We start from the raw sequence: 19898 nt of genomic DNA, 5'->3' as shown, positions 1-19898 counted from the left end.
GCAGCATTGTCCTAAGTATTTTGCTGCGGTTCGTCTGTAATCAAAAAGAATCCGTCTTTCTTCATCTAAAAAACTCAACGTCATTACATTTTTCCAATCTTGCTCATTGAAGGATGGTTATATTGGTATATTTGAACACTACAGACATAAATTCCACCCCCACAATTTTTAACATACCATACTGAAAATTAAGTATTTATACTGATTGAAATTATAAAAATAGCTTTTAATTTTGACTGATTTTAATAGCTGACGCCTATCTTATCAAACACATTGGATTAAGAATATAATCTCCAGAGACATCTACGTTTGCACTTATAAGCTAATAAAATCAATGAAAATTGCACATTTGAATGATCACCAATAAACTACATTATCATGAAAACAAAATTATGCTTAGCTGCATTGCTATGCATCCAAAATCTGGCACATTCCCAAGAGAAGAATCTTAAATTTTTAGATGACTATACCAATCTTTATCTCGAGACCAACATTAATTTCTCTTCATCTACTGAAGATTCCCGATCGGACGCGCAAGCCGGAATTGGAACCTTGGGTATTAAATTCGACAGAAAATTCATTTATGGCAGAATTCTTTTTACCGTATTCTCAAAAAATGACAAGATTGAATCTGAAGCTTCCAACGACATCAAAATTTTCGGTTCAAACCTATTGATACCCTCCAATAGCTCGAATAATGTCAGCAACTTCAGTTTCCTGCTAGGCACAAAAAGCTTTTATAAATTTGAGGACGTCCGGGACGATAAAACGATTGAGTTTTTTGATTGGAGAAGGTTTGGGGGCTACGGGCAATTTTCGGTCTACAATACAGAATGGGTAAAAGACGAGCTTATCATGCCTGTCACGACTACAGTGCTTGACCTTCATTTGACCTACAGGCTATTGAGCTTGGACATTGAAGGCCAAAATAATGGTAGAGCAGATTTCTTTATAGTAGGTGGCTATTCTAACAGGCGTCTTGGTGGTGACTATGGGCTGGAAGGAAACAAGGCGCTCAGGAGAGAGTTTATTCAAACGGAGAAACGGGGCTTCGATGCCTTCAATCTTGGTGCAAGACTGGAAATAAGCAACTTTTTCGGGCAGGTGAACCTAACAAACTTCGGCAATGGCAACATCCCCGGTTTTAGCGGAAATCAAGCGATAATAACATTGGGGTTCAATGCGAACTTAAACCTGAGGGCAAAGAATAGGATGAAGGGCAAATCCTCGGAACGAGACAATCCAAGCACAACAGCATATACGCAAGATAATGCAGAACCAACTTCAACTGAAAAGAAAGGTAATCATCTAAAATTTAAGGAAATTCCAATTAACGATTCTCTGGGATCATTTGTTAATCAACTTAAAAAACAAAATTTCATACTTATCAAAAGCGATCGATCCAACGCCGAACTTTCGGGGAAATTCGCAAGCGAGGATGCATCTATTCTGGTAAAGGCAACATCTAAGACAGTTTATGAAGTCTCTGTCATCTTTAGCGAAAAAGAATCTTGGCAATCTCTGATATCTCAGTACTTGAGTATGAAAAGCCTGTTGGCAAAAAAATATGGTGATCCAAGTAGTATTGAAAAGTGTGGCCAAAAGCCTGATAAAAAATCAGGATCTGAGCTTAATTTACTCAGAGAAGACAAATGTACTTACAGCAGTATTTTCAATGGCAATACAGAAGAAGAAGGTACGATCAAACTCTCTATTTCCCCTCAGGCAAAGCTAATTTTGACCTATACAGACAAAACCAATTCTTTGGAAGTTGAAAACATAATTTACAACGATCTATAGTACAAGTTGTGAGATTTTATGAAATATAACTATTAAGAGGTAGCTTTGTAAAGTCTTACAAACTTAGAAATATTGTGGCTTTTTAAAATTAATTTAATGATCTTTTTAGAAAGTGAAACTTGTGAAAATATCAGTACTCGAACTCTAATAGTGGTAAAAAGATAAGCTTCTCTATTTCCACAGGCTTATATTTTGTTCGTACTATTGTTTTATAAATACACATAAAAGAGCAGATTGCAGATCCGCGACTTCGGGAGGAACAGTCCATGTAAAGGGCTATACGAGAAAAGATGGCACCTACTTAAGTCCACACACCAGAAGCGCACCTAGAAGAAAATAAGCAGAATTGAATAGTTTACCAGTGGGGACTTTTTGTGATATCTTGGTTATATTTGAAATGTCATCACATTTCATTTAAGATTTCATTATTTTCGTATCCTTAAACCATATTATGAAAAACATTATCCTACTTCTGCTCCTATTGCTTGCCAACCGTACTTTCTCACAAGAAAGGCATATAAAAAAAGAAAAGTGGCATTGGAACAACAACAAACTGAAACAAGATACAATTGCAGGCTACTGTCAAGTTTTAAAAGTCGATAATGTTCTCTACATTTCAGGGGCTGCAACCAATGACCTTACCCCGGAAGGGATCACATCCGTTTACAATGACCTTAAAGCTTCCTTGGCGAGTTTTGGAGCCACATTTGAAAATGTGGTGAAAGAAAATCTTTATACCACCGACATAGAGGAAATGAAAAAACTCAACTATGTGAGAAAAAAATATTATCAGAATGATTTTCCTGCCGCCACTTGGATTCAAATACAAAGATTGTACATGCCCAAAGCAAAATTGGAAATAGAATTAATAGCACATCTGCCGAAGTAAAAAGCTTGAGAGGTAATGTACCACAAAAATAGGATAATGAAACTAAAATTCTGACTACAGCCGGGATCTATTCATCTAAACTACAAAGAAAAAATTCTAAAAGCACTGATTGAAAATCTGAGCTATCGGGTATTCTTTATTTTCAGTTTCTAAAGTAAAAATTATTATCTAAAGATGAGCAATTCTATTTAAAATTTTTTCCATCACTAACTCTGATACACCTGTCATGACTCCCAATGATTTAAGATATGTTTTTTCTGCAAAAAAAACGAGAGCAGATAAATCCACCCTCGTTCTTAATATTTTTTAATTATTATTTCAATTGATTTTCAACAACTTAATGTTTAAAATTATACCCATTAATAACTTTGATACATTACCAAACAAAATTATGCTTAGTAGCATTTCTATGTATCAAAAATCTGGTATATTCCCAAGAGAAGAATCTTAAATTTTTAGATGACGACACCAATCTCTATCTTGAGACCAACATCAATTTCTCTTCATCTACTGAAGATTCCAGATCGGACGCGCAAGCCGGAATTGTACTACTTTTGACTTTTTTGAAGTCTGAAGTAGTACAAAAGTGGTACAAATATACAAATATAGTCTAATAAGAGAAAATAAAATTTACATAACTATCTGATAGTCAAATAAAAGATAGAAAAAAGAAATCAAAGAAAAGCTAATTTATTTGCCGATACAGAAAGTTTTTATCTACTGTTTGTGGGTGTTTATAATATTTTAGTATCCAATTTGTAAATTATACTAATTCTTCAATGTAAATTTTAGCGACTCCCTCAATGTAATTTTCTTTTAAACATTTGGATAATTCTTCTTTCAGTTTTTGTGATTTCTTAAATCTCTCAAAATAATGTACTGTTTGATTTTCTAAAATCCAATAAGGATTGAACTTTGAATAATCATAATTATCAATGTCCATTAACCAACTGTAATATTCAAAGTAGTTTGGGTGAGATTTGTTTACTAATGATTTCAGTTTATTATCAATCTCAATATTATATTTGAAAATGAGATTTATAGTTTGTGTTAAACGAAAATTTTCTTCTGATCTAAAAGGGTGTCTGTTATTTTCCACATTTGACATATCTGGAATTGTAGAAATAAACTTTTCAAAAAATTCATTATCAAAATCAATAATATCATATATAACAGCTAAATTATATAGCTTATCATCAAAATTTTCTTTTAATTTCTCAATTATTTTATTTTTTATTTGAATCTTTAAATCCTCATTTAAATAAGTAAACGAGTAAAGTAATTTACCCAAATATCTATTATCCAAATTAATTTCTATGTCTTCTAAATTTTCAATTTTTAAAACTGTTTTTATCAAATTTTCAATTTCTAATTGTGAAGATTTTTCTGAATAAATATTTAAGACTCTTCCGAAGCCAAATCTTTTGTGTTCATCGAAAAAAAACAAATCAATTATTTCTTTTACTAAATCTTTATTTATCTCATTTTCGTTTTTTTCAACAAAATTTACTAATTCATCATATGGAATAATATGTTTATCCTCCAACATCTTACCGAGATGTATTATATTTAGAATTATTTTTTCCTTCTCTTTAAATTCGACATCTAAAAAAGAAGTGATTAAAACAATTTTACTAAGTATATAATCAATCCTCATTGGATTAAACCAATTTGTAAAATCGTTAATGTATTCATTTGAATTAATAAGATTTTCTATCAATTCATTTAACTTATCTATGATTTTAAAATAATCATCATCAATTTTAATCCTTTTAATATTATATTTATTCAAAAGATATTTTGAGTAACCGATATCAACACTAAAAATCCACATTTCTAATATACTCCAATCAAATTTTTCGTATTTATCTGTCAGTGGATTTTTCAAAGTGTAAAGAGCAAAAATACTCTCCAATACTTTTTTTGATAAGTTTTTAAATTCTGAATATTGATTAAAAATGATGAAGTTATGTTCTAAATATGTAGTAAATCTTAAAAAAGTAGATTTTAATTTATAGTATCCATTTTCAGAAATCCAACCTCCAAATTTATCATCAAAACTTAATTTCTGAATTTCTTTAAAACTGTTTTCAATTTCATCTTCTATATCATCAAAATATCTACTTTCTTTAATACCTTTATAAATATCTAAGAAATATGGAGCATTCCTATTTATAAATGGTTCATCAATATCAAAATCTATTGAGGATAGTTTTTCTAAAATTGTATCTCTATCGTCTTCGTAATAATTAAATTTAATTAATTTTTTAAGTCGAGTTAAATTATAAGTTGATATCGTATAAATGATTGGATTATTACTTCTATCAGATTCGTTATAAACACTCAAAAATATGTCAGCAGAATTTTTGTAATCACCCAACAGATAATAAGTATATCCTCTTCTTAATGTTTCATAATTCCCTCCCTCTTTTAAATCATCGTTTAATAATGTGTTTGTTCTTTTGAGATTTAATCTTTCTAAATTACATCTTTCGCAATCACATTTGCCATATCTATACAATTTATGAACACAAATCTGTAACTTAGGATTTTTACCTTTCCATCGAATATGGTGTATATGGTTAACCTGGAAAAAACTTATAATTTTTCTCAATTTGTCTTTCTGATTTTCTACAAACATTTCCTTTGATTCTACTTCTAATTCATCATCTTTTAAACACAGACCATTCATAAAATCAAAGAATTCTTCATTATCAGTATATAATTCAAATTCGTTAATAAAAGTGTTATTTTCCGTTCCTTTAAAAGGATATAATTGAATTATTATTTTGGCTGGTAGTACTTTTATACCCTCAAATAGTTTTAACGTATAATCAATTTTATCAATAACGTGTTTATCTTCAGTATCAGTTTTTGTTTTAGAATAATCTGCTTCTATATTTCCTCCTAAAATTTTTTTCTTTCTAATTTGATTGATTTTAGAGAAATTTATTTCTTTTAAAAAAACTTCAAAACTCTCTTCATTTAGTATGTTTTCTGTAGATATATATATTTGAATAGAATTAATACCATCACTTTGTTGTTTTACAATTCTTTCTTTTAAGGTAGTGTCATTTTGTATATCATACCAATAAATAATGTTTGTATTCAAATCACAAATAGTAAATATAATTGCTTCATCAAATTCCGTATAATAATTGATGGCATTTCTTAAACTAATTGTGTGATATATTTTTCCAAAATTCACATCATCTTTATTCTTTATAATTGGTAAATCATTAAAAGTTCCCTTATTTTGATTTCTAAAGAAAAAAATATGCTCTTCCTTTTCATTTGTAACATCAAAATAGAAGTCTGTTCCATTATCTTCCCCTGCTGAAGCTGAATGTTCTTTTAACTTCATATTGTTTTGATGAAAGAGCTTTCTGAATTTACCTTTCAGTTTATCATCTGCTTCCTTTCTGATGTAATCGTTGTCATAATTCATATTATTTTTTTGCATTTTTTCTAAAAGCGACAATTAATTGATAAATACCAAAGCTTACAATAATTCTTCCTAATATATCCCATAATGAACTCCAAAAACTAAGTGATTCTCCGTCCTTTAACTTTATAAAATCAAACTTCCTTGCAGGATTTAAAAATTCAAAATAATATTTTAGATTTATATAGAAATAATTAAATATTTCATTATCGAAACTCAAACCCAAAGAACAATTGAGATATCTAATGCTAAAATCATATCTAATACTTAAAATATAAAATGTGAAGATTACAAAAGTGGGAATTAGTATAAACCTTAATGATTTCAGCCAGTTTTCTCCATGTCCATTTGAAATTCTATTTAAATTAAAAGTAAAAACATCCATTACTTTTTCCTTATTACCATCAAAGAACAAAAAAGCACTTTTTATAAAACTCCACAAATCATTAGTTGCATTCAAGTAGTCCTCTTTCTTATTTATCTTTAATAATAATAACTTCTCCTGATTTTCTGACCATTTTGAATTAAATATTCCTGCTTCATATATATTGCCCTGCTTTTCATAAATTTTTTTAAACTGATTATAGAAATCAGTTTTTTGATAATAATAGTTAATCTTATTTACCTCATCTAATTCATTAGAATCAATAATAATTTTATCATTCTTTAAAATCTTCAAATTTTGTTCAGGAATTTCAGTTCCAAGAAAAACACATTCTAAAAAATTCGAATTACTATACTGAAATTCAAATTGATTTAATTCACAATTAGAAAACTCCGTTTTTCCTAATGATGAGTGGAATACTCTGAATATAGGTTTGTTTATATTTTGGAATTCTAAATCAATAAGTTTTACCTTAGATAGAACATTCCAAATAAAATCAACTATTTCGTAAATTCTATTTATATATGAAATAGGTTTTTCTTTCTCACTATTATGCTTTCTTATTTTTCTCAAAAGAAATCTTTCAAATGCTGAAAGATTAATATTTTGAGCATCTCTTAATCTATCAATTAACTCGATAATTTGAGGTTTATCAAAATCGTCATAAATTTCCTCTACTAACTGCTTCTCTAAAGTACTCTCTTCAATTTCATTTGAATTATAAATCCAATCTTTATTCTCTTCAATTTTATTTTTGATGTATTCTAATATTATTTTTTTAGAATTAAGATAGAATTTTTCATCATCATCAATTAGTAAATTAGGCTGAAACGTATATTTATTTATGTCAGACCAATTATCCAATGGTTTTGCCAATCTTCTTAAATCTCTAAAATAAAGATTTCCAATTACAGAAAATTCTTCCATTAAGATTGAATAAATTTCACAAGAAGAAAAAGAGATTAAAGTATCTCTCAAAATGAAAACCTGTTTAAATTCTAACTTATTAATCTTTGATCTGACAATATATCCCTCTATTTTACAACCATTTAATATATTCAAAGAATGAATTTCACAATTACTTAGTTTCAATAAATTTATTGTGGAATTTTGAATATTATATGAATTTTTTTGATTACTTAACTGGAGAGATTTTATGGTACTGTCAAAAATGTCGAAATCTCCTAATATACATTCACCATCAGATTCGATATAATTGATTGTAACATTTTTATAAAAATTAATTAAGTAAACATTTGTATTTTTATTAACAGAAAATAGATGTATTGAACAATTATCTTTAACTGATAATAAACCAATATTTGATTGATTTTGGATTATAATACCATCGATTTCACATTTATTATCAATAAAAATTCTATTTATGTTTGTAAGATTAATGTTAATATTTAATATTTCGGATTTTTCAATTTTAAAATCATATAACTTTAAAGCTGAAAAATGTAAACTAATAAGATTTGATTGAGAAATTTCAAAGTTTTTAATTGAGGAATCGTGAGCAGAAAAGTAGTCGAGCTTTGTAGATTCTGAAATATCAAAATGAGATAGAACAGATTTTTCATTTAAACTAATTCTTTTTATAATTGAAGATTTAATATAAAAACCATCATAATTAACTTCACTTTTTTGTATATCAATTGTATCAATAACCGAATTCTGAATATAAAAATAATTTGAGTAGCTTTCTTCTATATTCGCCGTGTTAGTTATTGTAGTCTTAGTGAAATTAATTCGATGAAAATTATCTTTTATAATTTCAATATTATCAACTGTAAAATCGATAAATTCTAATGTTATTGAGTTATTACTTTCAGAATTGAAGTTTTTACATTTTACATTACTGAAAACAATTTTCTTTTCAATATTATTTTTAATCGTTATTCCATAAAAATATTTATCTCTGAAAGTAATATCATAAGCTACATTATCTAAAATAATCTCGTCAATTTTAAACTCTGATTCTGAGGTAAATTCAACACCCAAAATATTTCCGTTAATTACATCTGTAAAAAAGATTACTCCCCTGATATTATTTTGTCTTAAAAAGTCCCTTAATTCCTTATTATTATGAATATTAATAATTTGGTTAAATATTTCTTCTGTAATAATTGATTTCACGTTATATAGTTTATTAACAAATTTAACTAAAAAAGTCCTCTTTTCAAAAGAAGACTTTTCCACAATCATCATAAAATCAATTGATTCTACAATTTATTTTTTTCTTATGATTACAAACTCATATTAGTATTAGATACTGAAATTATACAATCTTCTACATTTAGAATCATTAAATTTATAGGATAACATAATTAAAAACAGCTACACAGTTTTTATTAAATTCAATAAACTTTCTAAAAGATATTCTGAATTTAGGTCTTCATCTTCTTTCAAAGAATTTACAAAAGTGGGTTCTGTTGCAATGGTAATTGCCTTACATTTACTAATTAAATATTTAAAAAAATCAACATTTTCCGGATTAATCGATTTTTTAGTTTTAAAAAAATCTAAATCAATATCCAATATAAAATTATCAATCCATACATCTACTCCTAAATTACAAACTTCAATTTTTTTAAAATTATTAATAAGCATTTCCGATTCAATTACATAATCACTATCGGGATAATTATAGTTATTTATTACTTTTTGATTTTCATACTCTTTATCAGTAATACAATAAACTCTTTTAGGTTTATTACAGTATGAGTCGTAACTGTAAACTAAAATTTTTTCAAAAATATTTAAAAGTATAGAAGCATCAATATGTTCATCATGATGCAGTAAGTTAATGTCTTTGAAATCATTTTCTATCAATGTCTCTAATAATTTTCTTTGTTCTAAATCCCAATCATTCTGATTTTTCGCTTTATAAGGAAACTTATTTAATTCTCCCTGATATGCTCTATGTAAATCAGTATGATGATCAAAAGTTAGAAGATATAAATTTTCACTTTTTTGAGAATACCAAAATTTTAAAACATGATGATGTTTATCACAAATAAAAATTGGTTTCTCATTAATAATCATTAACTCACACATATTATTAATAATTGGTTGTTACTCTATATTCTCCATCATTCCATTTATTATCATAATAGTTTCTTATTAACCCTTTAGATTTTAATGTTTCCAATAGAATTGTATTATATTCTGTCTTATTAAATGTAGGTTTTTTATTTTTAAATAAATTATCGTAATTCCAAATACTACTCAATAATATAATAATATCCTCATTGGTTATATTCTCAAAATACAAATTAATCAGTGGTATTCTTTTTTCAGAATTTGGTTGATTAATAAAAATAGATTTTAAAGTATTAATATCAAATTCAACAGTTTTAGATTTTTGTAAAATAATTTCTCCTACTTTTTTTGATATTTCTTTACTACTTTGGATTATATCTTCACTCAATATTGTAATGTAATCAAACTTTCTATCAATACTTATTTTATCAGAATTGAGTAATAGTAAAACATCAATCTCTCCAGTTTCAAATTCTGAATTTTCATCTAAAAAAATTTTAAAATTCTTCTCTAATAATCTTATGTGATTATTCTTAAAACCCCTTTTCAACAAATCGTAATTAGATTTAGTTGTACTTAATATTTTCTGTGTTAAATAGTCAACTTTATTTTTATTCAATTTTTCAAATGATAAACTGTCTCTGTAATAAATACTACTTTCTAATATCTTGCAATAACTTTCATCAGATAGTTCATTAGTTAAAAGTAAATTTTCTCTAAATGTACCATACTCAAAAGTTTCACTTTTATGTATCATTTTTTCTTTAGATAAATCAGTGTACACATTCTCAAAATTTAAAAACTCAACTAAGTTTTCATTTATCTCATCCTCACAATCTATATAATATTTAGTAATATTACTCCACTTTGGAATCACTTTGTTGTTTAAAAGTAAATGCGATTTTACACTCAAATCATTGATTTTATTCAATTCAGAGATTTTTGTTTCTACTTTTTGAATAATTTTAATTTTTAATTTTTCTTCTATTTTTTCATTATTTAGAAGTTTGATTAAACTTTCCTCTTCTTCAAATTTATTATCTTCTAACTTTAAATATACATTATTAATGTACGTAGTGATATTAGAATTAATGTATTCAATTAATGGTTTACAATCTGATTTTAAAATTGTTGAATAATTTGAATTCTTAAAATCTTCCTCATTAACATCTTTTCCAAATAGTAAAATTTGTTGTAATAGATTATCATTGTTTATACTGTAATGATTATTAATATAGACGTATTCGAATAATTTTTCAGTTTCTTGATTTGGATTATCTAATATTTCAAACTTAGTATTTAATCCTTTTAGAAGATTTGAAATCTTATAGTAATAGTTTTTTCCATCCCGATTCTGCACTAATGATAAAAATTGTGGATTTGATTCTATCATTTCGTTTAAAAACTTTTTACTCTGATTATCTAGTATAGTTTCAACTTTTGAGTAAGTAATTATTAATCTCAAATATTCATCTATTTTACTTCTATCATAAACAGATGCATCCACAATATATTCCCAAAAATTTTTCCAATTTTCTACTAACTTTTCAAAAAATATTTCTAACGGTCTATCCTCATTTTTAATATAACCATCGATAAATTGTACTGAACGTTCCTTTTCACTACTTAATAATCGAATTACTGAATCATATTTAATAGAATATCTGTTGTAGTTGCTACCTAAATAATCCAACAAATCAAAATTCAGTATGGCTTCCCTTTCAAAATACCTCTCATCTATTTTCTCAACTAAATTTTCAGTTTTATCACTAAGTTTATAACTAAACTCTGAATTATAACCACTTTTTACATTTCTTTCAAAAGTAAAATCTTCTTTTGTTATCGATACTTCGTGGAATAAAGAAATGTAATCATTGTAATTTTCATTAATATAACCATTTAAAATCAAGTTTCTCAAAAGTTTACTATCTGAAAAATCAACCAAATACCGATCAACTTCAACTTCAATAAATATTTGTTTTAAATCCCAATTTTGTATTTGCGATTTTTTATTTTTTAGTTTGTCTATATCATTTTTCAATGAATTAGTTTTATCATTTTGTTTTGATTCTATTAATTCAACTCTCTTTTCATAAGAGAATTTAGGATTAACTTCATTTTCTATTTCTGAAAAATTAAAACTTAATGTATTTTCATGTAAACCACTATAATTTATTCTGTGATATTGATAACTTAGACTTTAATTTTCAATTAAATTTTCGAAATCATTTTCTTTATTAAGTATTTCAACAGTAGCAGTTTGAGGTAATTTTGATAATATTTTTAGAAAATAAATACTTTTTAACTCTTCAATATCTGAAATTAATTCATTTTCAATCTCTTTTATTTCGATATTTTTCTCCTCAATTCCTTTGTCTATTTTGATAATTAAATTTTCAGTATAATCTTTCTTATTATTTATCAAATTGTATAATTTCCCTTCCTTTCTGTTAAGTTGTGTGAAATCTGTTGGATAGAGGTTTTTATAAGTAATCATTGCGAATAATTCATCATTTTTTTTAATGAATTCCGGTTTAAGAGTTTTTCGGTAGATTACAAATTCTTGGAAAATATTCGTCAATAATCTCATATCAATATCATCAATAAAGGTTGTAATATCTGATGTAAACTCTTTGGAAAATATATTTGGATCTAATCCCGATTCTTTTATCAGTAAACTTAATTGTTCATCAGCATTTGAAGAATTAATAAATGGTATTACAGGAATTATATATTCAAAAAATTTAACTCTCTCTTTTCTATCATTAAATAAATCATCTCCCACCGCATAAACAAAATTGATTTCATCTTTTATCAACAATGAATTATTCAACAAAATATTGATTTCCCTAAGTTTTGTAAAAATATCCGTACTATCAAATCTGTCTAAATCTTCAATTATTACAACGGTATAATCAGTTCGTTCAAAGAAGTATAGAATCTCTTCTAAATGTTCATTAAACACAGATTTATTAACGTTGTCTCCTAATTCTAACTCTCCTTTTATATTTACCTTGTTAATTTTCGAATTACTAAACAAATTGATAACGAGTTTTGATAATATTCCCAACCCGCTAAGTGAAATTAAAAAAATTGGTACGCTCCACCAATCGAATTTATCTTTCGTAATCCAATTATTTGGATTAATCTTATCTAAATAATTAAATTTCAAAAGTAATGTCGTACAAATAACCCACAAAACAAATCCCACTGATATTCCAAATATTCTCCACCCAGATATATTATCTATTCTTTTAAAACGAGATTCTGGAATTTGTTGTGGTCTAACGTGGTAAAATATTTGTTGTAAAATACTTACTTCTAATAATCTTTCAAGTTCTTCTTTTTGTATTTTACTATCAGTTTGATTATCGTTTTCCTCTTCCTTTTTTTTATTAAAAGAAGCTAACGATATATTTAGATATTCATGTTGTGGATTTAAAGATTGATACGTTTTTATTATGGTACTTTTTCCTGAACCATAACCTCCTGTTAAAGCAATATTACTGATTCCCTTTGTATCAATTGTTTCATTAAGTTTATCTAAATACGGTTGTATTTTTTCAATATCTTCTATTTTTGTTAGAACCTTTGGTGCAAGTGAACTTAACAAAGTTTTCTTTTCTACTTCTATTTTTTTCTTTCTAAAAAAATTAGATAATTTTTCAATCATAATTTGTTATTGATTATGAGTTTGTCTTTCTACAAATTTAACTAAAAAAGTCCTCTTTACTAAAGAAGACTTTTCCACAATCATCATAAAATCAATTGATTCTACAATTATATTTTCTTAAATGATTACAAACTCATATTTATATTTAAATTTGATTTTTGAATATTTTCTGCACGTAGAATAACTTAATCTAATCCATCTTTTCAATGTAATTGAAATAAAATATTCCAGCAGTGGCTGTTCCTGTTGTTCCTGCTCCTCCCTTTATATAAGAGAATTTGATCTTTCTTCCTTCTACCAATAATTCTTTTAGTTTTTTGTAATCATTATAACTTAAATCATATCTTCCTTCCCATCCCTCTTTTATATTACCATTATTATCGTACAAATCAATAGGTTCTACATTAACTATAATATCTTTATTTACAAAGGAACCCATATCACTATGTAAATTATCAAATTCTTTTGAAGTTTTAGCTATGTGAATTTTACAATCACTATACCCATCTTCTGTTATTACTTTTTTAACAACACCATATAAAAATTCATATCCCTTAATTGTTTCTGAGGATATACTTTCACTATCTTCATAGTTATATTTATCCATCAATTTATTATACGTATATATTGGAAAATCAGTTGTTTGATTTTCATTTCGAGGAGTTTTACTGTTTCCAGATTTATTTTCAGTAGAAGTATTATTATCCTCTGTTGCGGTTTCATCTTCTTTCTCTACTATTTTTTTAAAGGTACATCCTCCAAAACTTAGTGTATTATCATCTATAATTCTGATTCCAGCTCCTGCGTTATTATTTAGACTATTAGAATTAAGATAAATTACATCATTATCAATTTCGTAATCTACTCTTTGCTCAACTCCCATTACATTGAAATAACATTTACCATCTCTAAACTCGAATCTTCCAATTATAGAACATCCCATTTCTCTTCCCATTTGGAAAATATTTCCCTTGTTCTCTTTGTTTGGTTCATATTCGTAAATCCCATCTAATGAGTTACTCTGTTTACACGAAAAAATTGTTAGTAGTGCAAAAAATAAAAATATTCTTATCATAGTTTAGTGTTTAAAATCAACATTCTCATTATTAATAACTATAACTAATGTTTGTAATAATCTAATTTTCAAATCTTTAATTTTTAGTATATTCTAAATAATGTTCATCTGTTCCATTTCCATCTTCATCCCAACTATAGTTCAATTTTGAGGTAGTGAATTCTACATTATTCAAAATTTCTGTTTGTGGTCCATCTGTATTATCTACAAAATTTAATGTTATTTTGTGGTTAGAAGAATTATAAGTGTATTTACCATTATCCTCACCCTCCAAAATACAATTACCATTACTAAAATTATAATCTTTTCGTTCAAAGGTTCCATTAGTATTAAATTGAATGTATCCCTGTTTATCACAAGATGTTAGTGTTTGATTTACATTGTTAAGTTTCCAAACAGTTAAACTCCACTTGTTAACTAAATTGGGTTTTGTTTCAGTTGTAGTTTCATCATCGTTACTACTACTGCAGGAGATTATTATCAAAAAAGATAATGTAATGATAGATTTTTTCGTTTTCATAGTTGAATTATTTAAGTTTCAATTTTATAAATCTTTCCTCAACAATCCTTACGGAAAACCGTATTCTGTGGTATAAAAACAAAAAAACAGGCTTGAGACGTTAATCTCTACCTGTCCTTGAGGGAGTCGAAGCCCTGTACAACGAAGTAAAGCAACGCTCAAGCCATTGACTTGAACATTTGCTAAACTTTTTTCCGTTGTACTTAAATTTTCGACTTTCCAAGGACAGAAATCAGTTCGTAAATGTTGATGATGTTTTTTTATTTTTTATTCTATAATTTTATTTTTTATTTATTAGTGTAAAGGTATTATTTCATCCGATATTTACCAACTATTCTGTTCGATATATTGAATTTAACACCGTCATCATAGTTAGTATTACAATATCTTTCTCACGTTCAGATTTCAAACTTTGTATAAAATCGGTGTATTTTTTTGGAAACGTTTTACTTAGTTCATCATAATATTGTTGGAAAATATCATCTTCAAAAGAAATATTTTTGATTTGTGGTTTTGATTCTATTATTTCAATTTTAGAATCCGATTTTTCTTTAAGTAGTTTTTTCAATTTATTTTCCCACTTTCCAAAATCAGATTTATATTTTTTGTATGTATTCTTAACAATTTCTGTGATTTCAAATTCATCAAAATCATCTTCTAAATAATTTTGTAAACAGAATTCTAAAAATTCCGATTCATAGATACCATGGTTGGACGAATTCCAACTTAACAATCTTAAATAATTATTTCTATTACCAAATTTGTATTGTTGTTTGTTCTTTGTGAATCTGACCATCTCTTCCATTTTCAAAGAAAAAAAATCATCATCATTTAAAACTTTGCTTTCTTTTTCTTCAATGGAGAATTCAAAAATTTCTGAATCTTCGTTATAATAAATATCGGGATCGTATGAATAATAACACAAACGTGAGACATCACAAGTTGAAGAATCGAATTCTACATTCAAAATAGATTCATAATAATTAATTACTTCCTTATAATACTCAGAATGTTTCGTAGAATTTCTATTATTTGTTTCTACAAATATTTTTAATCCATTTCCTGTTGGAGAGCGAAACGCTACTTTAGTATAGGGAATTTCTTTAACTTTATTAAAAATAAACTGATACTTTTCTTCGCTGTCAATATTGTCAATATCTAACACCTTCCAACCGTAATATTCTTCCAAATTTTCTAATTTTCTTCTTGCAGTCGAAAATCTACCACTAATTGTAATGCCTGGAAGTTTACTTTTATTCTGTTTATATAAATCTGATTTTCCGTTTAATTTAAATTCATCTCTTATTCTCTTAACAATTAAATCACAGAACCCATTTTTGATTTTTTCTATAAACTTTGGCATCGTGACAAAATCACCGTGAAATGCATTACACCCCCATTGATTAAAAATTAAATCTTCCATTTCTTAGAAATTTTAAAATTCAACATTGAGGCTACTTCTTTCGCTTTTTCTGTACTGCTTCTACGTTTTGATAATAGGTAATCATCCAAATCTGAGATTTCAAAGTATAGTTTACCCTCATTTGGTCGGTATGATGGAAACACCCCTTTTCCAGCTTTTCTTCTTACAGTTATAACACTTAATCCTAAATAAAAGGCTGCTTCTTTTGTGGTGAGCATTCTTCTTTCAAAAAGGAATCTAACCTCATCACTTTGTAAAAAATTAATTTTCTTTGACATAATATTGTAATTTATATTTATGTCAAAGGAAATTTAGTTTAAGTCGAGTTGAAATCTTTTAACTGGTAGGTTTCGGGGTTAATGAGTACCTGATAATCAGTTACTTATTTATTTTTTTGAAAATTTCTATGATTTCTTTGGTTGATTTTCTATGATTTTTTTCAAATGTGGTTAGATAATCAGAAAATGAATCCTCAATTTTGTTAGAAAGTGTGTTATCGGGGAAATCGAAATACCATTTTAGTAGTTCTTTTATTTCTCCTTTATACTTTACAAAATCGGGTTCCACTACTTCGTTTATCAAACTAAGTAATGATTGCCAGTCATATCTTATGTATGTAGCAGATGAACGCTTATTTTCCAATTTCCAAATTATTCTACTTTTTACCTTTGTAGTTGGTTGTTCAGAAAAAATATCTTTGAAATCATCAAAGGAAATATCTTCTATAATATTTTTTGTAATTAGTTCAGTTCTTAGCTTATCTAAATTTTCCGTTGTGAAAAAATGTATTTTCCTAAATGTATATTCTTTCAACACAGGATTTCCTTTGACTCCTTTCTCCTCTGATTTCATTATAACTTCCGAAATAAAATCTTCATTCTTTAATTTTTCGTTTAGGAATTTTTCATATTCCAAATATCCCAAAACAGGAGATAATAAGTAAGCTATTACAATAATTTTATCAGTAGTCAGATAACCATCATATAAATCTGTAAGTAGATTCTGATTCAAACGAAAACCATCTACAAACTTTTGCATGAAAAATTGTTCATTGGAAATTAAATCATTTATTCGATTTTTTGTTTGGTTCAATTCTGTATTGATTAATTTTTTTCTCAACTGACCACTATCCAACAAATTTGTTTTAAGAGTTTCAAAAGTGAAATATTTTATTTTGGAGTTTACCGTGTTTTCGTTAAACCATTTTAGTAGATAGTTAAAGTATAAATTATCTTCAACATCATCAATTGGTTCAATTGCAAATGGTATTCGAAATTTTTTATTTTTATCTTTTTTTATATATGATAAATCAGTATTTATCAATCCTAAATCCTTGTCAATCCAAAATTGAAGTTTTTCCTCATAGGATTTAATATCATAAAACTTTTCTTCTAATGATATTATTTCCTTTCTGTTATAATGGGGAAGAACATTCCTGATTTCTTTCAATCGATCTTTAATTTCTGAGAAATTAATTTTACCGTTGTTCTCATTAAGAATATCTCTCTTTTGGTATTCTTTATAAGATAACTCTTCGAAATAAGAATTTTGGGAATGTTCTCCATTTATATCATTCATAGATAAAGTTTTATCTACAAATATAAATCAGGAATTTTAGATACAGCATCTATCTTCTTTTTATCAATCACTTTTCCATAAATTTCTGTGGTTTTCAGATTTCGGTGTCCTAATAATTTACTAACCGTGTAAATATCTGTATCCATTGTTAGTTGTAATGTAGCAAAAGTATGTCGTGAACTGTGGTAAGTGATGTGTTTATCGATTCCTGCTTCTTTTACCCATTTGTGTAATTTTTTATTGTGATAGGCACTATACGTTAAATTCTCAAACAACAACACATCATCATCTTTCCTTTCTCCAAGAAGTTTTATTGCCTGTTCACTTATTGGAAGATTTTCTACTCCTTTGGTTTTCTGTTGTATATATTTTAAAATCCAACCATTTTCAGAATCGTAGTAGAGATTTTTCCATTTCAAAGATTTCACATCAGAGAATCTCAATCCTGTGAGTGAACTAAAGATAAATGATTGTTTCAAAATCGGTACTTCACATTCTGTTTTCACCAACTTTTGTAGTTCTTCCAAAGTGAGATATTCTCTGTTGGTTTCTTTCTCTTTTATTGTTTTTACCCTTAGTGTAGGATTTTCTGAAATCATTTTATTTCTATACGCTTCTTTCAATGCTGTTCTTACCTTATTGAAGTATGATAACGCCGTATTCTGTGATAATCTCCCTCCGTTGTTTGAAATTTTTTCTTTCAAAAGATATTCCTTAAAATTTTCCAAGAATGTTTCATCTACTTTGGAAATCTGAATATCTACTCCTTTACAAAAAATAGTTAGATGTTTCAAGGTACTAAACCAATTTCCATATGTTCCCTCTGTATCATATCTTTTCTCTACTAACTCATTAAAGTAATTCAGAAATCCAATCTTACCACTTGTACTATTTACAAATCCGTGTTTTCTCGAATTGAATTCCAATACCTTTTCAGCTTTTATAGATTCTGCAAGTTGTAATGTTTCTCTGTTGTGGTCTTTCTCAATTATCGTTTTCGGTTTATCATAGATATAAAGTTTCAAAAATTCATAACTCCTTTTTTGAGTTGAACTATCGTGGAACATCAAAAACAAACTATTCATTTTTACACGTCCTTTTTCAATACTTTTTTTACTGAGTTTCCCCTCTCTGGTTTTTAAATAAACTTTCATTTTTCTTAGGTTTTGTTACTAATTGTGATGTAACATTCCCTCTAACTCATTTCGGAGACAACAGTAAACGTGTGGTATTAACCTAATTACATTTTTTCGGAATTTCTAAGTTTACTTTCTCTATACGAAACTAACCACATTATTACAGCAGTTAAGTAGTGGTAGTCTGTATCAGTTATTCACCTAATTTTTAACAAAAAAATCCAAACATTTCTGTTCGGATTCTCTTTACTTCATTAAAACTTCGACTCCCTCAATTGTAAAGTGGTGTAAAGTCCTTCCTTTTATTTTAAAAATACAACTACTGTTTTTAAAAAAGTTCTACATAGTAATTTTTCTTTCATTATAATTCATCAATTTTGATATTAAAATCATTCTAACATCATTTTCTGTTTGTTCTATAATATCATTTGATACTATCATCTTTGTAATATTTTGAAAATCAACTACAAAATTTCAAACCTTACAGAAGAAATCTCCTCTTCGGTTTGAAATTTTCTCCTTAATTTTCGTTTCTCTTTTGATATTTTCTGATTTTTCGTTTGATTTACTTTATTTCTCCTCTTAATTTACTACCGTCTTAACTGATTTTACTCCACTACTAAATATCTTACTACTTTTCTCTACTACTACTACTACTACTACTACTACTTAAAATATCCTCTTTATAAATATCCTTTTATATTATATATAATATATATACTAATATAATATATTTATATTCAATGGTATATAAATATAAAATAATCAACAAAATTTAACAAAATGGAAATAAGAAACGATTTCTATTAAGAAAACAACACTCAAAACACCATTAACGATTTTAAAGAAGTTACAACAATTTTAATTCTTAAATCTGTATTGTTCCATTGAAAATTGTTTAAAACCGATTTTTGGATTTAATACAACGG

The 19898-nt window shown here is 26.7% G+C and carries 14 protein-coding genes; 3 read left to right on the top strand and 11 right to left on the bottom strand.

Annotation, left to right across the window (positions count from 1 at the left end):
* Nucleotides 1-378: 378 nt before the first annotated feature.
* The 3 genes from IO90_RS07910 (at nucleotide 379) to IO90_RS18900 (ending at nucleotide 3303) form a co-directional block, all read left to right on the top strand.
* Nucleotides 379-1800, top strand: coding sequence for a hypothetical protein (locus tag IO90_RS07910; protein WP_034965621.1), 1422 nt, complete (start codon nucleotides 379-381; stop codon nucleotides 1798-1800).
* A 451-nt stretch (nucleotides 1801-2251) separates the two neighbouring features.
* On the top strand, nucleotides 2252-2689 hold the full coding sequence (locus tag IO90_RS07905) for a RidA family protein (RefSeq protein ID WP_034965620.1): 438 nt from the start codon (nucleotides 2252-2254) through the stop codon (nucleotides 2687-2689).
* A 368-nt stretch (nucleotides 2690-3057) separates the two neighbouring features.
* Nucleotides 3058-3303 (top strand): hypothetical protein, encoded by a 246-nt coding sequence (locus IO90_RS18900; protein ID WP_131450833.1) that lies wholly within the window; start codon nucleotides 3058-3060, stop codon nucleotides 3301-3303.
* A gap of 149 nt (nucleotides 3304-3452) precedes the next feature.
* Here IO90_RS18900 and IO90_RS07900 read toward each other — a convergent pair whose 3' ends face one another.
* From IO90_RS07900 to IO90_RS07850, 11 genes are all read right to left on the bottom strand, one after another.
* Entirely contained in the window at nucleotides 3453-6152 is a 2700-nt protein-coding gene (locus IO90_RS07900; protein ID WP_034965619.1) for a DUF4365 domain-containing protein, read from the bottom strand.
* Entirely contained in the window at nucleotides 6139-8730 is a 2592-nt protein-coding gene (locus IO90_RS07895) for a hypothetical protein (RefSeq protein ID WP_034965617.1), read from the bottom strand. Before IO90_RS07895 ends, IO90_RS07900 begins: the two co-directional genes overlap by 14 nt.
* Before the next feature lie 129 nt (nucleotides 8731-8859).
* Nucleotides 8860-9579: a UPF0489 family protein gene (locus tag IO90_RS07890; RefSeq protein WP_081871789.1), complete on the bottom strand. Its 720-nt coding sequence runs from the start codon at nucleotides 9577-9579 to the stop codon at nucleotides 8860-8862.
* A gap of 4 nt (nucleotides 9580-9583) precedes the next feature.
* Complete coding sequence (locus tag IO90_RS07885) at nucleotides 9584-11605, bottom strand: hypothetical protein (RefSeq protein WP_034965613.1); 2022 nt, start codon at nucleotides 11603-11605, stop codon at nucleotides 9584-9586.
* 159 nt (nucleotides 11606-11764) lie between these two features.
* Nucleotides 11765-13237 (bottom strand): hypothetical protein, encoded by a 1473-nt coding sequence (locus tag IO90_RS07880; protein ID WP_034965611.1) that lies wholly within the window; start codon nucleotides 13235-13237, stop codon nucleotides 11765-11767.
* A gap of 190 nt (nucleotides 13238-13427) precedes the next feature.
* Complete coding sequence (locus IO90_RS07875) at nucleotides 13428-14312, bottom strand: hypothetical protein (protein ID WP_034965609.1); 885 nt, start codon at nucleotides 14310-14312, stop codon at nucleotides 13428-13430.
* Between the two features lie 76 nt (nucleotides 14313-14388).
* Nucleotides 14389-14832: a lipocalin family protein gene (locus IO90_RS07870; RefSeq protein WP_034965606.1), complete on the bottom strand. Its 444-nt coding sequence runs from the start codon at nucleotides 14830-14832 to the stop codon at nucleotides 14389-14391.
* 331 nt (nucleotides 14833-15163) lie between these two features.
* Nucleotides 15164-16255, bottom strand: coding sequence for a BT4734/BF3469 family protein (locus IO90_RS07865; RefSeq protein ID WP_034965605.1), 1092 nt, complete (start codon nucleotides 16253-16255; stop codon nucleotides 15164-15166).
* The gene (locus IO90_RS07860) at nucleotides 16243-16533 is read right to left on the bottom strand and encodes a helix-turn-helix domain-containing protein (RefSeq protein WP_034965603.1); all 291 of its coding nucleotides are present in this window, start codon (nucleotides 16531-16533) and stop codon (nucleotides 16243-16245) included. Before IO90_RS07860 ends, IO90_RS07865 begins: the two co-directional genes overlap by 13 nt.
* 100 nt (nucleotides 16534-16633) lie before the next feature.
* Nucleotides 16634-17833 carry a hypothetical protein gene (locus tag IO90_RS07855; protein ID WP_034965602.1) on the bottom strand — a complete coding sequence of 400 codons (1200 nt, stop codon included), beginning with the start codon at nucleotides 17831-17833 and terminating at the stop codon, nucleotides 16634-16636.
* A gap of 14 nt (nucleotides 17834-17847) precedes the next feature.
* Nucleotides 17848-18987, bottom strand: a complete 1140-nt coding sequence (locus tag IO90_RS07850; RefSeq protein WP_034965601.1) for a tyrosine-type recombinase/integrase — start codon at nucleotides 18985-18987, stop codon at nucleotides 17848-17850.
* Between the last annotated feature and the right edge of the window lie 911 nt (nucleotides 18988-19898).

This window comes from Chryseobacterium sp. FH1 (assembly GCF_000735135.1).
Classification (GTDB): domain Bacteria; phylum Bacteroidota; class Bacteroidia; order Flavobacteriales; family Weeksellaceae; genus Epilithonimonas.
This window is presented reverse-complemented; position numbering and strand designations above follow the sequence as displayed.